Below are 18,830 nucleotides of genomic sequence, written 5' to 3' on the forward strand. Positions count from 1 at the left end.
GTGATGGTGTGCCGCGAGGCGACGGAGCCGTCTGCCGGGTCAGGCCACGCCGACGCCGGTCTCCAGGGAGGCGAGCCACTCGTCGTCCGAGCCCTCGTTCATCCCCTCCATGAGGAAGGTGGAGAGGTAGCGCTCGCCGGTGTCCGGGAGCATGGCGAGGAGCACCGAGCCCGCCGGCGCGGTCTCGGCGACGCGCAGGGCGGTGGCCAGGGTGGCGCCGGCCGAGATGCCGGTGAAGATGCCCTCCTCGGCGGCGAGCCGGCGAGCGATGTCGCGCCCTTCCACCTCGTCGATGGTGACCAGTTCGTCGATGACGCTCTTGTCCATCACGCCCGGTACGAAGTTCGGGGCCCAGCCCTGGATCCGGTGGACGTTCCACTCCTGTCCGGCGAGCACGGCGGCGTTGTCCGGCTCGGCGGCGACGATCCGTACGTCGGGGCGGGCCGTCTTCAGCATCTGCCCGACGCCGGTGAGGGTGCCGCTGGTGCCGAATCCGGTGACGAAGTAGTCGAGCCGCTTGCCCGCGAAGTCGCCGAGGATCTCCGATGCGGTGGTCTCGCGGTGGTACGCGGGGTTGGCCGGGTTGTCGAACTGGTTGGCCCGGAACCAGCCGTGCTTCTCGGCGAGTTCGTCCGCGATCGCGTTGCCGCCGCTGCTGCCCAGGTGGCCCGGGAAGAGGAGCACCTTGCCGCCGTAGGCCCGGATCAGCTTGCGCCGTTCCGCCGAGTAGGTGTCACCCATCACCGCCACGAACCGGTAGCCGCGGGCCGCGGCCACCATCGCCAGGGCGATCCCGACGTTTCCGGAGGTGCACTCGACGATGGTGTCGCCGGGCTTGAGTAGCCCCTTGGCCTCGGCGTCGAGGACGACGGAGAGCGCGAGGCGGTCCTTCACCGAGCCGCCGGGGTTGAACGACTCCACCTTCACGTAGACCGAGGTGTGCGCGGGGGCCATGCGGTTCAGCCTGACGATCGGGGTCCGGCCGATGGTGTCGAGAATGCTGTCGTGGAGGGGCATCGGAAAGTACTCCTTGGCAGGCGGAGCCAGCGGTGCTGACAGGGGGATCGGTTCTGTGGGGGCCGGGGCGGCGGGATCGGCCCTGGGGGTCGGCCGGAGGGCCCGGTCGGCGGGCCGGCCGCGGGAGGGTCCGGCGGCCGGCCGCGCGCGTCGTGGGCGGGCCGGGGGGAGGTGCCGGCCGGACTAGGCGGACGGGGCGTTCTCGAAGGCGGGGGCGACCATGTCGAGGATCGTTTCGACCGCCCGCGCGCTGAGCTCGTCGTCCAGCGGAGCGTTGAACTCGGCGAGTTCGACCCCGCGGAGCTGCTCCGCCGGAATCGCGTCGAAGATCGCCCGGATCTGCTGGGGGAGCAGGCCGTCCGGCACCGTGTAGTCGGCCGGCACGTGTCCCGGTTCGAGCACGTCCCAGTCGATGTGCACCCACACCGGGGAGTCGCCGATGGCGGCCAGGATGTTCTCCGCGGTCGTCTCCGCCGGCGGGATGACCCGGACGCCGTGCTTCGCGATCAGCTCGGCCTCGGCCTCGTCGATGTCGCGCGACCCGACCAGGATCGCCTGTCCGGGGCGCAGGCCGGAGCCGTGGCCGCTGTCCCAGAGCCCGCACGCGCCGGCCAGGACCATCCCGCCCAGGTACCCGGTGCCGGTCGTCTCCGGCGTGTTGAAGTCGCCGTGCCCGTCGATGTAGAGCACCACGGCGTCCGGGTGCTCCCTGGCCACGACCGGCAGGGTGCCGAGGCTCGCCGAGCAGGTGTTGGAGATCATGACCGTCCGGCTGCCGTTCGCGATGCTCTCGGTGACGGCCTCGCGCAGCCCGGTCAGCGTCTCCCCGGCCTGCGGAAGGCTGACGGTCCAGTCGTCGGCGGCGGGCGGCGCGGGCTCTCCGATGAAGCGGCCGGTGAGTCCGTAGCGCTGCTCCAGGGCCCGGGCGATGCGGGCGGCGCCCTCGATCATCCGGGGCTCCCGGTCGGCCACCCGTCCCTGGGAAACGATGAGCTCGATCATTTGGTCAGGATCTCCTGTTCGTTTTCGACGGCTGTCCGGTGCCCGAAAGGGCAGACGCCTTTTCGCTCGTTGTTTTCCTCGATGAGCCCGTACTGGAGCCATTCGAGTGCCCCGACGCCGTAGGAACCCAACTGCGGGGAGTGCGGCATTCCGTCGTAACGGTGTATTCGGTTGCGGATGTTCGCACGGACCTTTCGGCCGCTTGGCGTCTCGCCGGCGAACACGTCGAACCGTTCCCGCGGATTGATGACGATGGTGAAGTACTCGCCGAGATTCCTGCTGCGCCTGTTCAGGTGCGCGGGAGTGCTCATATTGCAGAACAACGGCATTCCGTTGAAGCACATGGACCAGGAAGCGGAATCAGGGTCCTGGTCGACGTCAGCCGGCCAGGGCGCGGGATCGAGGTGGTGCAGTTCCTGCAGCACCTGCCAGCCGAAGTCGTGGTACCGCTCGACGGTGTGCGCGGTCACCGCTTCCTTCGAAAACATCACGAGCAGCGGATATGCGGTGTCCAGCTGGCCGTCCCAGTCCCGGGACAGCTCGACGTACTCGGTGAGGGCCTCCGCCAGGTGCCGGATGCCGTCCCTGTCGGCGCTCTCCACGAAGACGAACCTGAGGAGTTGCTTCCGGAACGCGTTCCGGGAGAAGACGCACGGGAAGTCCGGACCGGCGAGACGTGAGGCGATCTCTTCGAAGGCGGCGCGGTGCCATGCCACTCCGTCTTCAAGGGCTTGCGTCTGGGAGATCAGCTTCGCGGTCTGCTGCAACCTTTCCACCTGAGCATCCATTTCTACGGTTCCCTGCCGTTTCGAATGAGGGGGGATGAGAGGGCCGGCGCTCCTTCCGGAACAGGGTGCGCACTCCGGAAATTCACGGAGGCGGAGATTCCGGTACGGGCGCCTTTCGCATCCCCGCCATGGCCTCCGGAAATGTGTTCCACCGGGCCGCGGCATCGCCATCGTGTCGCAGGAATTCGGGGTTCCGCAACGCCTTGCCACTAAGGGCTCAGTAGGGGTGTACACCCCTGTACACCCCTGTACGCCGATGGTTGTATGGCGATGAACCAGAGGCCATTCCTAGGCTGCGAACGTGATGAATTCCGCTGGCTACCTGAGCGCCCCCGTTTCGGCTCGCGCTCTGGATCTCCGATGGCGTACCGCTGCAAATGCGGCGCGTCTGTGCTGGGCCGAGGCGCGCCCGTCGGTGCAGCTGGTTTTCCTGCTGCGCTTCGCGGTGGGCGTGGTGTCCGCCGGACAGCTGCCGCAGGCTCTGGGGCCGACGGTGCTCGGCCTGGCGTCCTGGTGGTGCGCCGTGGCCTGCGCGTACCTGCTCAACGGCGTGACGGACGTCCGCGAGGACCGGGCGAACGGCTCCCGGCGTCCGATCGCCCGAGGGGCCCTTCCGGTCCGCACCGCCTCGGCCGTCACGGCCCTGCTGGCCGGCGCCGCGCTGGTGCTCGGCGGGCTGGCGGGGAACGGGGTGCTCGGGTGGGTGGTGGGATTCCTGCTGCTCGGCTGGGCGTACTCGGCCTCTCCCGTGCGGGCGAAGGAGTCGAGCGTTGCCTGCGCGGTGGTGGTCTTCGGCCTGGGCGGGACCTCGTACGCGGCCGGCGTTTCGGCAGCCGGGTCCGGGTGGACCGCGACCGGCGCGGTGTTCGGCTGCGTGATGGCGGCCTGGATGGCGCTGGTCGGCTCACTGGTCAAGGACCTGGGTGACGCCGGTGGGGACGCGGCCGGGGGGCGACGCACCGTGGCGGTCGTCCGCGGTGTGGCGGCGGCGCGGGCCCTGGCCGTCGCGGGCGCCGTTCTGGTCGGCGCGGCAGGGGTGGCAGCGGCTGCCCTGTGGGCCCCGCTCGCCCTCGTGGGGACGGTGCCGGTCGCGGCCGGCGCGGTGTGGGTCGTCGCCCAGGTGGTGCGCGACGGCCGGCGGGAGCACGCCGACCGCCTGCAACGGCGCGGCGCCTACCGGGCCTTCATGGTCACGCAGTACGCCGCGAACCTGCTCCTGCTGGCCGTGCTCACCACCGCGTGGGCCAGGTGAGGCGCGGGGTGAGCCGCGGGGTGAGTCGCGGCGCGATCAACCCTGGCCGGGAAAGGCCTTGTTGAGGGCCTGCACCCGGGACGTGGCGCCGAGCTTGCGATACGCGTTGTGCAGATGGCGCTTGACGGTCGCCTCGCTGATCTCGAACTTGCGGCCTATCAGGCGGTTCGTCAGCCCCGCACGCACCGCTTCGAGGATCTCCCGCTCCCGCTGCGTCAGCAGGTCGAGGGCCTGCGAGTCCGCGACCTCCGCGGGCGCCCCGGGATCCTGCTCCGGCACCTCGGGAGCGACCGGGCGCTGGGCCTCCTCGTACCCGCGGATCCCCTGGTACAGGCGGCTGCCGGTGGCGGCCCGGAAAGCGGTGGTCACCGTCTGCACGGCCGCGAGCCGCTGATCGGCCTCCACCTTCTCGGCGGCTCCCGCCACCGAGACCTGCATGGCCTGCCAGAGCACCTCCGCCGCGCGCACCGACTCGGACACCGGAACCTGCTGGACGACGCGTTGGGCCCCGAGCAGCCGTGAGTACTCCCGGGTCCCGGGCAGTTCCGCGTGCCGGCCGGCCTCCAGTGCCTGCGCGCACTCGGCCACGATGTTCTCCGCCTGATGACGGCACTGCCGCCAGATGTCCTCGCGGGCCACCAGTGGACTGCCGAGTCGTCCCAGAGCCGCCCGATACGCCTCGATGATCTCAGGTGTGGCGGCGCGGAGCTGCTGAGCAGCCTCGTGATGACCCACTGGTGTCTCCCCTCCGGCCATGAAGAGTCGCGGCCGTCCGTCCGGGCGACGCGCCCCGTGTCATTGCGGGGGCAAGCTAGCACCCGATCGACGGACCGGAAAAGGAAGATCCAATTGGTGGGATTCAAGATCACGCGGCGTAGTCGTCGCAGGCCATGGGCCCGGGAACCGAACGGGACATAGGTGGAGCGAGTGCCTCCTGTTCGCGGTGTTCACCGGTCGCGGCCTACGCGGCCCGGTAGGCCCGCAGGAAGGCGGCGACGCCGCTCGTGATCAGGTGGTCGGTCCTCTCCTTGGGCAGGGGTACGACGCCGTAGTAGGAGAGCTGCACGATCGGGTGCGAGGTCAGCGCCGTGAAGTGGGCGCCCGTCAGGGCCGGGTCGCCGTGGGTGTCGATCAGGCCGGCCGCGGCGAGACCCGTCATCGTGTCGGCGAACGCGCGGGCGACCGGCTCCGGGCCGGCGCTCTTCCAGGCCTCCAGTACCTCCTTCGGTACGTGGTCGGCCTCGGCGTGGATGTGGCGGACGAGCGCGAAGTGGTCCCGGTAGTCGGCGATGAGGTCGACGAACGCGCGGGCCAGGGCGACGAGGTCGCGTTCCAGGTCGTCCGGGTGGGGCGGGCGGTCGGGGGGCAGGAGGGCCTGGATCCGGGAGATCTGGGCGTCCTTCACCTCGTTCGAGGTCCAGGTCACGACGGTGCGGAAGAGGTCCGCCTTGCCGCCCGGGAAGTGGTTGTAGAGCGTGCGCGTCGAGATGCCGGCCGCGGCGGCGAGGGCGTCGACCGAGGCGCGCGCGTAGCCCTCGCGGCCGAAGACCCCGCAGCACGCGCGGACCACGGCGATCTGCTTCTCCAGCTTGCGGGGCGGGACTTGGCGCCGTGCCTCGTCCATCCAGGCGTCGTTGCTGCTGCCCACACTCGCCTCCTCGCGAAGTACAACGGCCGTTGTAATTTTTACAACGCTCGTTGTACTTTACCGGAGGGAGGCCGCACCGGGTGGCCGACCCGCTCGACGAGGGGATCGCCATGTCTGCTGCCGAAGCCGTGTCCAACGCTTCCACCGCCTCCGCCGCTGCTCACGAGGACGCGCCGCTGCGCGTCGCCGTCGTCGTCGGCAGCGTCCGCGAAGGGCGCGCGGGCGGCGCCGTCACCGACTGGTTCCTCGGCTTCGCCGAGCGGCACGGCGGCCTGGAGCTGGACGTCATCGACCTCGCGGAGGTCGAACTGCCGCTGGTCATGCCGGGCTGGGGCGGTACGCCGACCCCGGAGGCCGCCGCCGTGCTGGCCGACGTCACGCCGCGGCTGGCCGACGCCGACGCCTACGTCGTCGTCACCCCCGAGTACAACCACAGCTTCCCGGCCGCGCTGAAGAACCTCATCGACTGGCACCACGGGCAGTGGCGCGCCAAGCCCGTCGGCTTCGTCTCGTACGGCGGCCTCAGCGGGGGCCTGCGGGCCGTCGAGCAGCTGCGACTGGTCTTCGCCGAGCTGCACTCCATGACGATGCGCGACGCCGTCAGCCTGCACGGGCCCTGGTCGGGGCTCGGGGAGGACGGCGTGCCGCGCGACACGACGGTGTCCGAGGGCGCGGCCAAGAACATGCTCGGCCAGCTGCTGTGGTGGGGGCGGGCGCTGCGGACGGCCCGTGCGACCCAGCCGTACGAGGGCTGAGGGGAGCCGGGGGGCATGACGACGACCAAGACCGGCGGGCCGAGCGCAGGGACGACGGCGGAGGAGCCGTCCCGCGGTGCGGCCGCCTTGTTCAACCGGACCATCGTCGTCGTGATCATCGGCTCCGTGATGTCGGTGCTCGACATGACGATCGTCAACGTCGCGCTGCGCCGCCTCTCGGAGGCCTTCCACGCGCCGCTGGAGACGATCCAGTGGGCCGCCACCGCCTACACCCTCGCGCTCGCCGCCGTCATTCCGACCGCGGCGTGGGCGATGGGGCGGATCGGCGCCAAGCGGACGTACCTGACCGCGCTCGTCCTGTTCACGCTCGGATCGCTGCTCGCCGCGGGGGCGTGGGACGCGGGCAGCCTGATCGCCTTCCGTGCGGTGCAGGGGCTCGGCGGCGGGCTGCTCATGCCGGTCGGCATGACGATGGTGATGCGGGCCGCGGACCGTGCGCGGCTCGGGCGGGCGATGGCGCTGAGCGGGCTGCCCATCATCATCGGGCCGGTGATCGGGCCGGCGCTGGGCGGCTGGCTGGTCGACACCGTGTCCTGGCGCTGGATCTTCCTCGTCAACCTGCCCATGGGGGCGCTGGCGCTGGCGCTCGCCGTGAAGCTGCTGCGGCCCGATGCGCCGCGGGGTGCGGGCGGTACGGGGGGTACGGGCGGTACGGGGGCGCCGGCTCCCCGGCTGGACGTGCCGGGCCTGCTGATGCTCTCGCCGGGGCTGGCGCTGCTGCTGTTCGGGCTGGCGCGGGGCGGGGAGCGCGGGGACTTCGCAGCGGCCGGGGTGCTCGTGCCCACGGTGGCCGGCGCGGTGCTCGTGGCCGGCTTCGTGTGGCGGGCGCTGTCGGTCCGTGAACCGCTGCTCGACCTGCGGCTGCTGGGCGACCGCACCTTCGCCGCCGGGATCGGCACGCTCGCGCTGTTCACCTGCGGTTACTTCGGGTCGATGCTGCTGGGGCCGATGTACATGCAGGAGGTGCAGGGCATGGGCGCGCAGGCGGCCGGGCTGCTGGGCGCGCCGGTGGGGCTCGCGGTGGGCACGGCGATGCAGCTCGCGGCGCGGCGCGTCGACCGGGTGTCGCCGCGGCGCCTGATCCCGGCCGGGATCGCGGTGGGGGCGCTGGGGATGGCGCTGACGGCGTACCACGTGGGGGTGGAGGACGTGGCGGTCTGGCGGGTCGTCGGCTCGGCCATGGTGATGGGGGTCGGCGCGGGGACGGTCCTGATGCCGACGATGACGACGGCGAGCCGGGGCCTGCCGAACGACCGCGTGGCGGCGGCGAGCACCGCGCTGAGCATCAACGCCCAGGTCTGGGCCTCGGTGGGCACGGCGCTGATCTCCGTACTCCTCGGCTCGGCCGGCGCCGACCCGGCGGGCTTCCGCCTCGCCTACGCGGCCGCGGCGACCCTCCTCGCCCTGGCCCTCCTCCCGGCGGCCCTCCTCCCGAGCCGCCGCCCCTGACACGGCCCGCGCTCCCCGGCGCGTACCCCTCGCGTACCCACGCGGCGGGGGTACGCGCCCCTTCGCCGTTCCTCCCCCTGCCTCCGGGGCCCCGGGTCGCTCGGGGTGGGGGAGCGGGATACGTTGGGAGGGTCGGGGGCTTGGCTTTGGGGTGGTAGGAGGCCGGGCATGACCAGGCGCTGGCGGAAGGCCGCCGTAGGCGCGGCTGCAGTGGGGCTCGTGGTGGTTCCCATGGGGGTCGGGGCCGGCTACGTGTGGGATGCGGTGGGCGAGGCTCCGCCCGCCGTGGTCGCCGTGGCCGCCGTGGATCCGACGCCCGGAACCGAGGAGTTTCCGCAGCTGAGCCCCGCCGTCGCCGCGCAGTTGGACGCCGCCGTCAAGAAGGTGCTGGCCGAGGCGAAGGTGCCCGGGGTGATGGTGTCCCTGTCTGCGCCCGGGAAGGGCGAGTACGTGCGCGCCTTCGGGATCGCCGACAAGGCGACGGGCGCGCCGATGGCCACCGACATGAACATGCGGATCGGCAGCGAGACCAAGACCTTCACCGTGACCGCCCTGCTCAAGCTGGTGGACGAGAAGAAGGTGGGGCTGGACGACCCGATCGGGAAGTACGTCGACGGGGTCCCCAACGGCGACCGGATCACCCTGCGCGAGCTGGCCGGGATGCGGAGCGGGTTGTTCAACTACTCCGAGGACGAAGGCTTCTTCAAGGCCCTGACCAGCGATCCCCGGCGCCCGTTCACCCCGCAGGAGCTGCTCGCGTACGCCTTCAAGCACCCGGTGCTGTTCCCGCCCGGCGAGAAGTTCTTCTACTGCAACACCAACCTGATCCTGCTCGGCCTCGTCGTCGAGAAGATGAGCGGCGCCAAGCTCGCCGACTACATCAACACCGAAGTCGTCAAACCGGCCGGGCTCACGCACACGCTGTTCCCCACCGGCGCGGAGTTCCCCCGTCCGCACGCCCACGGCTACACGAACCAGACGGCTTCCGGGAAGACCGAGGACGCCACCGACTGGAACCCCTCCTGGGGCTGGGCGGCCGGCGCGATGATCTCCGACCTCGCCGACCTCAAGTCCTGGGCGAAGACCCTGGCCACCGGAACCCTGCTCACCCCCGCCACCCAGGCCCAGCGGCTGGACGTGGACCCGGCGCTGCCGGGCGCGGGCTACGGCCTGGGCATCTTCAACGTCCAGGGCTGGATCGGGCACAACGGGTCACTGCCGGGCTATCAGTCGCTGACCGTGTACATGCCGCAGACGCAGGCCACGCTGGTGGTGCTCCTCAACACGGACATCAGCTACCAGGGATCCGAGCCCAGCACGCTCTTCGGCGAGGCGATCACGAAGATCGTCAGCCCCGATCACGTCTTCACGCTGCCCGCCCAGCCCGTCACCGGCCACTGAGCACCGGCCACTGAGCACCAGCCCCGAGCACCGGGGCCCGCCCGCCTGCGTGTGCCGGAGGGCTCCCGCGCACAATGGTCCCGGCGCGCCGGAGTGGTTGTGATCGCGGACTGTGGACCGAGGGAGACGTACGTGGACGAGGGTCGGGTAGTGCAGGGTGAGCGTCGCCAGGTCCCGCCGACGGAACCTGGAGTCGTCGTACGCGCCGCCGGCGAGGGCGACCTCGACGTGGCCGCCGCGCTGTTCCGCGGCTACCTGGACTTCTACGAGGTGGACGTCGAGGATCCGCAGGGCCCGCGCGCGTTCCTGGCGGAGCGGATCCGCAAGGACGAGTCGCTCGTGCTGCTCGCCGAGGTGCCGGGAGCCGGCACGGTCGGCTTCGCCCAGGTCTACCGCGCCTTCTCCTCGCTCACCCTGAGCACAGCGTGGATCCTCAACGACCTGTACGTCGCCCCCGCCGGCCGCCGCACGGGCGCGGGCCGGGCGCTGCTGCGCGAGGTGCTGCGCCGGGCCCGCGAGGCCGGGGTGGCCGGGGTGCAGCTGGAGACCGCGTACGACAACCACATCGCGCAGGGGCTGTACGAGGCCGAGGGCTTCGTCCGCGAGGAGTTCCACGTCTACTTCCACGACCTCGGCTGAGCCCGCACCTCCCGTACGGCGCTACTCCCGCACCCGGATCCCGTACAGGAACCATGCGCTGAGCAGCAGCAGTACGGCCGTCAGCGGCCACATGCGCAGCAGCACCGGGCCGGCCGCCACCAGCGCGGCGAGCCCGTACAGCGCGACGGCCGAGCCCAGCAGGCCCTGGAGCGCGGCCGGGGTCCTGGCCGCCCGGACGATGAGCAGCAGGAGGACGGCGCAGGCCGGGTACAGCCACGGGTAGTCCCGGCCGGGGCCCTGGAACAGCACGAGGTCGCGCAGCTCGGAGTACTCGGACCAGGCGGTCTCCTTCACGGCCAGTTCCCGCGGGTACCGCCAGTGCACCGACAGCTCCGCCGCCTTCTGGAACGGCAGGGTCCAGTCCGTCAGGAGGAGGACCTGCCAGAGGAGGAGGACCAGTGCGCCGGCCTGGCCGACTCCGGCGAGGCCGCCCAGCCCGGCCCGGGAGCGGGGCGCCGGCGGCGTGTAGGGGACGTGGACCGGCTCCGGGGCGCGGACCGGCTCCGGAGCGGGTGCCGGTGCCGGCCTGGGCGCGGGCCTGGGCCGTGGCGGCGGCGGAGTCGGGGGTGCCTGGCGCGGCGGGGGTGGCGTCGGGGGCGTCGGAGGCACGGGCGGGCCTTCGGGCTTGCCGTACTTCAGCCGGGCCTCGCGGGCGCGGCGCATCGCCTCGGTGGTGTCGTCGGCCATGTCCCCTGTACCTGTCCTCTGCTCCCTGTTCGGCTGCCTGTACACAGGCCCCTGTGTCCCGGAGGTTGGCGCCGTTCAGCGGTGGCGGCCCCCGGCGGCCCCGGCGTTCCTGCCGCGCTGCCGGTCCTCGTAGGCCTGCTTCTGCCGCCGCGTGATCTCCGCGTCGTCGCCCTGGCCGCCGTGCTCCCGGGGGTCGCTGCGCAGCGAGAGGTCCCCGCAGACCGGGCAGTCGGGCCGCCGCCGGGTGCGCGGCCAGATGCTCTGGAAGGCGTACTGGCCGGGAACCTCGCCCAATACCTGGGGGAAGAACCAGTGGTCGGGCTCCATGGCGAACAGCGCCAGGGAGAGGTCCTTGCGGAGCGGGGTGGCCAGGAAGCCGCCGATCCGCTCGTGGCCGCCCGCCGGGTGCATCAGGGCCAGCGCGATCTTCGCGGCGGCCGCGGTCAGGTGGTGGATGTCGGTCAACAGGCCCGGTACGGCGTACATCCGGCCCGTGCCGTAGTCCGTACGCGGCTGGTGGCCCAGGTCGCCCAGGGACTCGCGGACCCCGCCGGTGGCGCACGACCAGCAGGGGGACCCGGGGGTGGTGAACACGACCTCGCCGCCCGCCGCGCCCTCGTACAGCCCGACGAAGAGGGCCGGGCGGCCGACGAAGTACGCGAGGTGGTTGAGGCGCTGCTGGGCGTGGTTGTCGTCGGTCGCGGCGATCACCAGCTGGGCGTCGGAGATCCGCTGCTGCCAGCTGTGGTTGTCCAGCGCGGCGACCTCGCGCTTGAGGACGGTGACCTTCAGCCGCCGGTTCACCCGCTTCAGGCGCCGGGCGGTGGCCTTGGCCTTGTTCCGGCCGATGTCCCGTGAGTCGAACATCGACCGGCCCAGGTTGGCCGGCTCCACGCGGTCGGGGTCGACGAGGGTGATCCTGCCGACGCCCGAGCGGACCAGGACCTCGGCGAGGTAGCTGCCGACCGAGCCGACGCCGACGAGCAGGACGTGGCTGTCGGCGAGGGCGGGCGACAGCAGCCCGCCGGTACGGGCGAACAGCCCCGCGCGGGCCGCCCTGGTCCGGCCGATCCCGACCCGCATGGTGAGCCGGCGGATCCGCCCGGGGGGCCGTTCGGCGGGCCGGGCCGCGGCGTCGGGGGAGGCCGGCGAGGGCGCGGGACCGGGCGGAGGTACGGGTACGGGGACGGGCGCCGACGCGCGCGGGTCGGGCACCGAGGCCTCGGGCCGACCGCCCGGGAGGGCGCCCTGGCCCGCCGGACCGGCGGCGAAGGACTCTTCGGCTCCCCACGGCGGCTCGTCGGCGGCCCCGCCCGCACCCATGCCCATGCCCGCACCCATGCCCGCTCCCATCCCCATGGCCGAACCCGCGCCCGCACCCACGACCCCGCCCGCGCCCGTACCCCCGCCCGTGTTCCGCAGCGCCTCCCGGAGCCGTTCCCGCTCCGGCACCCGGTGGTCCCACGGCAACTCGCTGACCAGCAGCTCCGGATGGCGCCCGTCGGCCCCGGCCTCCTCCAGCAGCAGCGGCGCCGTCACCGGGAAGTCGGGGGTGGCGAAGAGGTACCGCCGGGCCCCGGACCGGTTGAGCGGCAGGGGGACCCGTACGCCCGCCACCCCGCCGACCACACAGGTCCGCGGGTAGGCGTCGGACCAGGAGATCCCGGCCTCCCGGAGGGTGGCGGCCAGCGGCACGACCACCGGGCGCAGCGGCTGGAGCTGTACCCCGCGGGCGGTCCACATGGCCCCGAAGAAGGACATCCGGACGTTCTCGGCGGCGAGTTCGTGCCGGTCGAGCGGCCTGGTCAGGTCGTGGGTGACGATCGGGGCGATGTACCGCCCGAGGTCGGGCACGGCGTCCAGGGTGCGGCCGTATTCACGGTGGTCCTGCCGGGAGGGGTGCGGCATGCCGCGCGGGTGGGAGTGGACGATGCCCTTGAACCGGATGGGACCGGCCGCCTCCTGGCGGCCGATCTCGTCCAGCAGCCAGGCCGTGTTGCTGTACTCCACCCGCGTCACGTGCGCGTGGGCGTCGTGGACGAAGCCGGTCAGCACGTCGCGGCCGCGCAGCCCGAGCAGGGCGCCGCCCTGCTCGGGCCCGGTCCGCCCGATGTCCTTCCCCACCTGGTCGATCACGTAGTCGAAGACATGTACGGGCAGCACGGCATCGGTCCCTTCCGCTCGGGGTGGTCTGTTACTGCTTGGCGTTGAAGGGGAAGGGGTGGCCCATCTTGACGAAGTCCACGCCCAGGGCCCAGGCCGCCGAGCGGGCGTAGGCGTCCTGGAGGGTGGGCTGACCCGAACCGGGCCGCTCGGACAGGCAGATCACCCCGCTGCCGTAGAGGTGCACGCCGTGCGGGTCGTGGCTGGGCAGGGATTCCAGATCGGGATCGATCAGCCGCACCTGGTACTCGGTGCCGTTGAAGTGGGCGCACATCACGTACGTCCGGTTGAACATCGTGGTGATCTCGTAGACCCAGCCCTCGGCGCCGGGGGCGTCCTCGTAGTAGGTGTTGGCGGGAAACTTGGTCCGCACGACCTCGTACTCGCGGGCCAGGCGGGCCTCGGTGCTGAGGGCGGCGAAGGTGCTCTGCGGGACTCTCGACAGCGGGGCGTCGTCCTCGCCGCCGGTGCCGAGGCGGACCTTGCCGTCGCGGTCGACGTACACCTCCTGCTGGCCCGTCGGCTTCTTGGACTGGCTGGCGAAGAAGCTGTCGCGGATCGCGTTGAGGTCGTACATGTCAGCCATGTTCGTCATCCCTCCCCAGGGGAACGGTGGCGGTGCGGTGGAGTGCGGTGCGGTGAGATGCGGCGGTACGAGGTGGTGCGAGGCGGCCCGGGCCGTTCCTCACTTGGGGTCGCGGGTGATGAGCTCCCACACCCGGATGGTTCTCGGATCGTCGGGGCCGTGCGCCGTCAGGTGGTCCTGGTACAGGGCTTCGAACTCGGCGGCCGCGAGGGCCTGTTCTCCGGCGGCTGCCAGCCAGTGGGCCCGGTCGAAGCGGATCTCCGACATGCGCGGGTCGGTGGCGGAGAGGGCTCCGGAGACCGCGGTGAGGAGCTCCAGCAGGTGCTGCGCGGCCAGGGCGGCGTGTCCGGCCTCGCCCAGGTAGCGGGCCAGGTTGAGGGAGCAGATGAGGGCCAGTTCGTCGTCGGAGCCGAGGACCTGGCGGGCCCGCGCGGCCACCGGGGCGAGCCGGTCGGCGGCCTTGGAGGGCTGTCCGGCCCGGGCCAGGGCCTGGGCGAGGTGCAGGACGACCAGCCAGCCGCTGCGGTGGTCGGAGGGCAGCACGCGGGAGGCGTAGTCGAGGACCTCGCCGAGCCGTCTGACGCGCTCGACGGGGTCGGACTCCGCCTCCAGCACGGAGTTGCACCGGGCCTCGACCTCGGCCGCCGGGTCGGCCGGGGGCCCGGGCGGCGGGGGCGGGGGCGGCGGGGTCTGCGGGGTGACGACCACGGTGGGCACCGGGGTGGCCGCCGTGCTGAGGGCGCGGAACAGTGCGGCCATCTCCCGTGCGTCGGCCGGGCGGTGGCCCGGGTTCTTGGCGAGCAGCCGGGTCACCAGGACGTCCACGGCGGGCTGCACCTCCGGCCGCAGTTCGCGTACGGCGGGCACCACGGCGTGGCAGTGCTGCTTGGCCAGGGCGCCGTAGTCGCCGTGGGAGACGTAGGGCTGGCGGCCGGTGAGCATCTCGAACAGGACGCAGCCGACGGAGTAGAGGTCGGTGGCGGGGGTGACGGGCTCCAGGAGGAAGCGTTCCGGGGCCATGTACTCGGGTGTGCCGAGGAGTTGGCCGGTGGCGGTCACGCCGGCGGCGTAGCCGAGCTCGCCGACGGCGGTGTAGGAGCGGGCGATGCCGAAATCGAGCAGGATCAGCCGGCCGGCGGGCTCCCGGACCATGACGTTGCCGGGTTTGACGTCGCGGTGGACGAGGTTCCGGGCGTGGACGGGGACCAGGGCGTCGCACAGTTGCGCGGCCCAGGCCAGGGCCTGCGCCACCGGCAGCCGGTGCCCCTTGGGGACGGCGGCGCGCAGGGTGCGGCCCTCGATGAACTGGGTGATCAGGTAGAGGTGCCAGGAACCGGCAATTTCGGTCTCGTCCACATCGTGGATGCGGACGACGTGCGGATCGTCGATGGCCGCGAGGATCCTGGCCTCGCGCAGGAAACGGCGGGCCGCATGGGTGCCGCGGTCCGCGACGCGGAGGAACTTGGCGACGACGGTGCGGTCCAGCCGCAGGTCGTGGGCCTTCCAGACTTCTGCCATGCCTCCCGGGAAGTGCTCAAGTAACTCGTACCGGTCCAGTACAAGGCGCCCCAAAGGCGCGGGGTTCGCCCCCCGCATACCCGACATGGCTCAATGGTGGCACTTGCGTGTTCATCGGTTGACCGTATTCGTGAAACATTCTGGCGCTCCGTCGCGTCAACAGGATGGGACGGATGCGAGGGGGAGTTCATGCGGCAGGGGCGCAGAGACGGGTTCCGCGATTTCGCGGCAGGACGGTCGGCGCATCTGTACCGGTCGGCCTGTCTGCTGGCGAGCGGGGACACCCATCTCGCCGAGGACCTGGTGCAGGAGACCCTGGGGCGGATGTACCTGCTGTGGGGGCGCATCTCCCGCATCGACAATCCGGCGGCGTACGCGCAGACGGTGCTGGTACGGGCCTTCCTGACCCACCAGCGCCGCCGGTCGGCGGGGGAGCGCCCGGTCGGTGAGTTCCCCGAATCGTCGGCTACGACGGCCTCGGCCACGGGGGCCGGCGGAGCGGATCCGGCGCTGCGGCTGACGCTGCTGGACGCGCTGGGGCAGCTGGCTCCCAAGGACCGGGCGGTCCTCGTGCTGCGGTACTGGGAGGACCGCAGCGTCGAGGAGACGGCCGACGCGATGAACGTCAGCCCGGCGGCGGTCCGGACCCGGACCTCGCGGGCGCTGGCCCGGATGCGGGGGCAACTGGGCGGCAGCCTGGCCGCGTTCGCGGAGCTCTGAGGCGGCAGGGCTCGCCGCCCCGGCTCGGAACCCTTCCCAGGCCCCCTTCCCAGTCCCCCTTCCCCGTACTTCTTCCACCCATTGAACGGAAGGCTTGATTCCTCATGCCCTTTGAAGATGAGCTCGGCGAGGCCCTACGGCGTACGGGGGACGGTTTCACGACCGACCGGAACGCCCTCGTGGACGGTGGCGAACGGCGGGGCCGGCGGCTGGTGGCGCGCCGCCGGGCCGCCGTGGTCGGCGGATCGGTCCTGGCCCTGGCCGCGATCGGCACGGCCGGCGTCTACTCCGACAGCCTGCTCGGGGGCGCCGCCCCGGTCGGCGTGGCGGCGCCGCCCGCCCTGGAGACCAGCCCGCCCGCACGGTCCGACAATCCGAAGATCCCGGGAACCGGTACCGGCGCGGTCACCGCGGAACAGCTGATCGGGGTGCTCCGGGGCCTGCTGCCCGCCGGAGGGCTGACCGACGCCAGGGCGCGCGGCACCGACCAGCCGCCGGTCGTATCGGGGGTGTTCGACGACGGCAACGGCAAGGCGGCCATCAGTGTCGGCCTGGCCCGGGTGGACCCCAAGGGCAGCGTGGCGCGCGAGGCGACCCAGTGCGGGGACAAGAGTTTCCAGGGATATGACGACTGCCGGACCGAGAAGCTGGCGGACGGCTCCACCCTCCTGCTCTCCAAGGGCTACGAGTACCCGGACCGCCGGGTGGACACCAAGCTCTGGCGGGCCGTGCTGGTGACCCCGCAGGGCTTCCAGGTCGACGTGTCCGAGTGGAACGCCCCCGCAGAGAAGGGAGCCGCGGTCTCCCGGACCAACCCGCCGCTGACCACGGCCCAGTTGAAGGCGCTGGTCACCTCGGACCGGTGGCACCCGGCGCTGAACGACCTGCCGGCCGTCGCCCCGGGCGCTCAGGACCCGCCGGCGGACACCGGCGTGCAGGTCGGCTCCGTCCTGCAGTCCCTCCTGCCGAAGGACGGTGTCACGGTCGTCTCCGACGGCGGCCAGGGCGAGTACGCGTACGCCGTGCTCGACGACGGCAAGGGCGCATCGCTGGTCCAGGTCAACGTGCAGCCGCACATGGCGGAGACGCTGGCCGGCCTCATGTCGGGCGCCGACGTGACCACGCTGCCGGACGGCACCAAGGTGAAGGCGGAGCAGAAGCCGGGCGAGAAGGGCGGCGTCGGGGTGGTCTGGTGGAGCGTGGACACCCTGCGTCCGGACGGCCTGCGGGTGGTGGTCTCCGCCTTCAACACCGGCAGCCAGAACGAGGCCGCCACCCGCAAGGCGCCGCTGCTGACCATGGACCGGCTGAAGGAGATCGCACTGAGCCCGAAGTGGATCACCCCGTAGCCCATCGGGCACTCATCGGGTGCTCATTCAGCGCCCATTGGACGTTCGTTCGGCACTCGTTCAGCGCTCATTTGGCGTCGGCGTAGCACTCCACGATCGCCGTCGTGAACGGGAACCGGACCGGGGTGTCGCCGAAGGCGATCCGGCCGGCCCGGTCACCGGCGGCGCGGATCGCCTCGGCGACGGCCTCGGCCTCCTCGGCGGGGCAGTGCACGATCACCTCGTCGTGCTGGAAGAACACCAGCTCGGCCCGCATACCGGCGGTCGCCTGGCGCAGGGCGGCGAGCAGCAGCAGGGTCCAGTCGGCGGCGCTGCCCTGGACGACGAAGTTGCGGGTGAACCGGCCGCGGGCCCGGGTGTTGGTCGAGGCGTAGCTCGGGGTCCAGCCGTCGTCCCGGTCCTGCGGGATCCCGGCCTCGCCCTCCTCGGGGGCGTCGGCCGGCGGCGGGCAGGTCCGGCCCAGCCAGGTCCGTACGAGCCGGCCCTCCTCCCCGGCCTTGGCCGCGTCGTCCACGTAGGCCACGGCCAGGGGGAAGCGGCGGCGCAGCGCGGCCAGGTTCTTCAGGCCGTCGCCGGAGGTCTGGCCGTAGACGGCGCCCAGCACGGCGAGTTTGGCCTTGTCGCGGTCGCCGGAGAAGCCCTGGCGGGAGACGGCGGTGTAGAGGTCCTCGGGGCGGCCGGCCACCTCCATGAAGGCGGGGTCGCGGGAGATCGCGGCGAGGATGCGGGGCTCCATCTGGTCGGCGTCGGCGACGACGAGCCGCCAGCCGGGGTCGGCGACGACGGCCCGGCGGATGACCTTGGGGATCTGCAGGGCCCCGCCGCCGTTGGTGACCCAGCGGCCGGTGAGGGTGCCGCCGGGGATGAACTCCGGGCGGAAGCGGCCGTCGTGGACCCAGTCCGCGAGCCAGCTCCAGCCGTGGGCGGTGTAGATCCGGTACAGCTTCTTGTACTCGATCAGCGGCTCGACGGCGGGGTGGTCCAGCTCCTGGATCGCCCAGCGGCGGGTGGACTTGAGCTTGATCCCGGCCTCGGCGAAGGCCTTGATGACGTCGGCGGGCAGGTCGGGGCGTACGCGCCGGCCGAAGGCGGCGGAGACCCGGTCGGCCAGCTCGGCGAGGCGGCGGGGCTCGCCACCGCCCGCGTAGCGCTCCCCGAGCAGGTCGGTGAGCAGGGCCCGGTGCACGTCGGCCCGCCAGGGCAGGCCCGCGCGGTTCATCTCGGCCGCCACGAGGAAGGCGGCGGACTCGGCGGCGATCAGCAGCCGCATCCGGTCGGGGTGGGCGGTGGCCCCGATGCGCCTGGCCTGGTCGGCGTGGACCGCGAGCAGGGCGTCGAGGGGGAGGGGGGTCGGGCGGGGCTCGAACAGGGAGTCCTGGGTGCCGCGCTCGGCGGCGCGCTGCGGGGGGTCGGGCGGTACGGGGGCGTTGGTGAGCCGGGCCCAGGCGGCCGCCGCCGAGCGGGGCTCCCCGAAGCGGCCCTCGTGGCCGAGGAGCAGCAGCTCGGCGGCCTCGATGTCGTGGCACCGCTCGACGCGGGCGCCGGCGGCGAGCAGGCGGGGATACACGGCGGCCGTGGACGGCCAGACCCAGCGGGTGGTGGCGGGGGCGGTGCGGATGGCCTCGGCCGGGTCCCGGACGCCGATCCGCTGCCCGGCGCCGCCCGGGGTCACGGGCGCGGCGAGCCACGACCCGTCGCCGTCCTCGGCGAGGGCCCACCGGTCGGCGTGCTCGCTCACGAGTGCGAGTCTCCCACCGGGGTCTGACAGTCCTGCGGCGCCGGGCCGTGGTCCGGCCGCGGGCCCGCTGCGGGGG

At 72.6% G+C, this 18,830-nt stretch carries 17 protein-coding genes; 7 read left to right on the forward strand and 10 right to left on the reverse strand.

The window, feature by feature from the left end; translation table 11 throughout:
* Window positions 1-39 precede the first annotated feature (39 nt).
* From cysK to ACFWBN_RS04240, 3 genes are all read right to left on the reverse strand, one after another.
* On the reverse strand, window positions 40-1,017 hold the full coding sequence (cysK, locus tag ACFWBN_RS04230; protein WP_385170245.1) for a cysteine synthase A: 978 nt from the start codon (window positions 1,015-1,017) through the stop codon (window positions 40-42).
* 183 nt (window positions 1,018-1,200) lie between these two features.
* Complete coding sequence (locus tag ACFWBN_RS04235; RefSeq protein WP_385170248.1) at window positions 1,201-2,019, reverse strand: arginase family protein; 819 nt, start codon at window positions 2,017-2,019, stop codon at window positions 1,201-1,203.
* Window positions 2,016-2,807: a YqcI/YcgG family protein gene (locus ACFWBN_RS04240; protein WP_385170250.1), complete on the reverse strand. Its 792-nt coding sequence runs from the start codon at window positions 2,805-2,807 to the stop codon at window positions 2,016-2,018. Before ACFWBN_RS04240 ends, ACFWBN_RS04235 begins: the two co-directional genes overlap by 4 nt.
* Before the next feature lie 415 nt (window positions 2,808-3,222).
* On the opposite strand from ACFWBN_RS04240, the gene ACFWBN_RS04245 reads away from it, so the two are divergent.
* Window positions 3,223-4,059 (forward strand): UbiA family prenyltransferase, encoded by an 837-nt coding sequence (locus tag ACFWBN_RS04245; RefSeq protein WP_385170253.1) that lies wholly within the window; start codon window positions 3,223-3,225, stop codon window positions 4,057-4,059.
* Window positions 4,060-4,095: 36 nt separating this feature from the next.
* On the opposite strand, the gene ACFWBN_RS04250 is transcribed toward ACFWBN_RS04245, so the two are convergent.
* Together ACFWBN_RS04250 and ACFWBN_RS04255 are read right to left on the reverse strand one after the other, a co-directional pair.
* Window positions 4,096-4,794 carry a response regulator transcription factor gene (locus tag ACFWBN_RS04250; RefSeq protein WP_385170256.1) on the reverse strand — a complete coding sequence of 233 codons (699 nt, stop codon included), beginning with the start codon at window positions 4,792-4,794 and terminating at the stop codon, window positions 4,096-4,098.
* A 226-nt stretch (window positions 4,795-5,020) separates the two neighbouring features.
* The gene (locus ACFWBN_RS04255; RefSeq protein ID WP_385170259.1) at window positions 5,021-5,707 is read right to left on the reverse strand and encodes a TetR/AcrR family transcriptional regulator; all 687 of its coding nucleotides are present in this window, start codon (window positions 5,705-5,707) and stop codon (window positions 5,021-5,023) included.
* 110 nt (window positions 5,708-5,817) lie between these two features.
* On the opposite strand from ACFWBN_RS04255, the gene ACFWBN_RS04260 reads away from it, so the two are divergent.
* The 4 genes from ACFWBN_RS04260 to ACFWBN_RS04275 all read left to right on the forward strand — a co-directional run bounded on the left by ACFWBN_RS04260 (window position 5,818) and on the right by ACFWBN_RS04275 (window position 9,972).
* Complete coding sequence (locus ACFWBN_RS04260; RefSeq protein WP_385170534.1) at window positions 5,818-6,462, forward strand: NADPH-dependent FMN reductase; 645 nt, start codon at window positions 5,818-5,820, stop codon at window positions 6,460-6,462.
* 15 nt (window positions 6,463-6,477) lie between these two features.
* On the forward strand, window positions 6,478-7,932 hold the full coding sequence (locus ACFWBN_RS04265) for a DHA2 family efflux MFS transporter permease subunit (RefSeq protein WP_385170262.1): 1,455 nt from the start codon (window positions 6,478-6,480) through the stop codon (window positions 7,930-7,932).
* 168 nt (window positions 7,933-8,100) lie between these two features.
* Window positions 8,101-9,333, forward strand: coding sequence for a serine hydrolase domain-containing protein (locus ACFWBN_RS04270; RefSeq protein ID WP_385170265.1), 1,233 nt, complete (start codon window positions 8,101-8,103; stop codon window positions 9,331-9,333).
* A gap of 132 nt (window positions 9,334-9,465) precedes the next feature.
* Window positions 9,466-9,972, forward strand: coding sequence for a GNAT family N-acetyltransferase (locus ACFWBN_RS04275; protein ID WP_385170268.1), 507 nt, complete (start codon window positions 9,466-9,468; stop codon window positions 9,970-9,972).
* A 21-nt stretch (window positions 9,973-9,993) separates the two neighbouring features.
* Here the strand turns inward: ACFWBN_RS04275 and ACFWBN_RS04280 are convergent, their stop codons facing one another.
* The 4 genes from ACFWBN_RS04280 to ACFWBN_RS04295 all read right to left on the reverse strand — a co-directional run bounded on the left by ACFWBN_RS04280 (window position 9,994) and on the right by ACFWBN_RS04295 (window position 14,947).
* The gene (locus tag ACFWBN_RS04280; RefSeq protein WP_385170271.1) at window positions 9,994-10,680 is read right to left on the reverse strand and encodes a hypothetical protein; all 687 of its coding nucleotides are present in this window, start codon (window positions 10,678-10,680) and stop codon (window positions 9,994-9,996) included.
* Window positions 10,681-10,755: 75 nt separating this feature from the next.
* Entirely contained in the window at window positions 10,756-12,843 is a 2,088-nt protein-coding gene (locus ACFWBN_RS04285) for a ThiF family adenylyltransferase (protein ID WP_385170274.1), read from the reverse strand.
* Between the two features lie 31 nt (window positions 12,844-12,874).
* Window positions 12,875-13,429, reverse strand: a complete 555-nt coding sequence (locus ACFWBN_RS04290) for a hypothetical protein (RefSeq protein WP_385170276.1) — start codon at window positions 13,427-13,429, stop codon at window positions 12,875-12,877.
* Window positions 13,430-13,528: 99 nt separating this feature from the next.
* The gene (locus tag ACFWBN_RS04295) at window positions 13,529-14,947 is read right to left on the reverse strand and encodes a protein kinase (protein WP_385170280.1); all 1,419 of its coding nucleotides are present in this window, start codon (window positions 14,945-14,947) and stop codon (window positions 13,529-13,531) included.
* Between the two features lie 189 nt (window positions 14,948-15,136).
* On the opposite strand from ACFWBN_RS04295, the gene ACFWBN_RS04300 reads away from it, so the two are divergent.
* Window positions 15,137-15,667, forward strand: coding sequence for a SigE family RNA polymerase sigma factor (locus tag ACFWBN_RS04300; RefSeq protein ID WP_385170283.1), 531 nt, complete (start codon window positions 15,137-15,139; stop codon window positions 15,665-15,667).
* A gap of 104 nt (window positions 15,668-15,771) precedes the next feature.
* Window positions 15,772-17,016: a hypothetical protein gene (locus tag ACFWBN_RS04305; RefSeq protein WP_385170286.1), complete on the forward strand. Its 1,245-nt coding sequence runs from the start codon at window positions 15,772-15,774 to the stop codon at window positions 17,014-17,016.
* 67 nt (window positions 17,017-17,083) lie between these two features.
* On the opposite strand, the gene ACFWBN_RS04310 is transcribed toward ACFWBN_RS04305, so the two are convergent.
* Entirely contained in the window at window positions 17,084-18,784 is a 1,701-nt protein-coding gene (locus ACFWBN_RS04310; RefSeq protein WP_385170537.1) for a bifunctional 3'-5' exonuclease/DNA polymerase, read from the reverse strand.
* Window positions 18,785-18,830 lie beyond the last annotated feature (46 nt).

It is taken from the genome of Streptomyces sp. NPDC059989 (assembly GCF_042736975.1).
GTDB lineage: Bacteria > Actinomycetota > Actinomycetes > Streptomycetales > Streptomycetaceae > Streptomyces.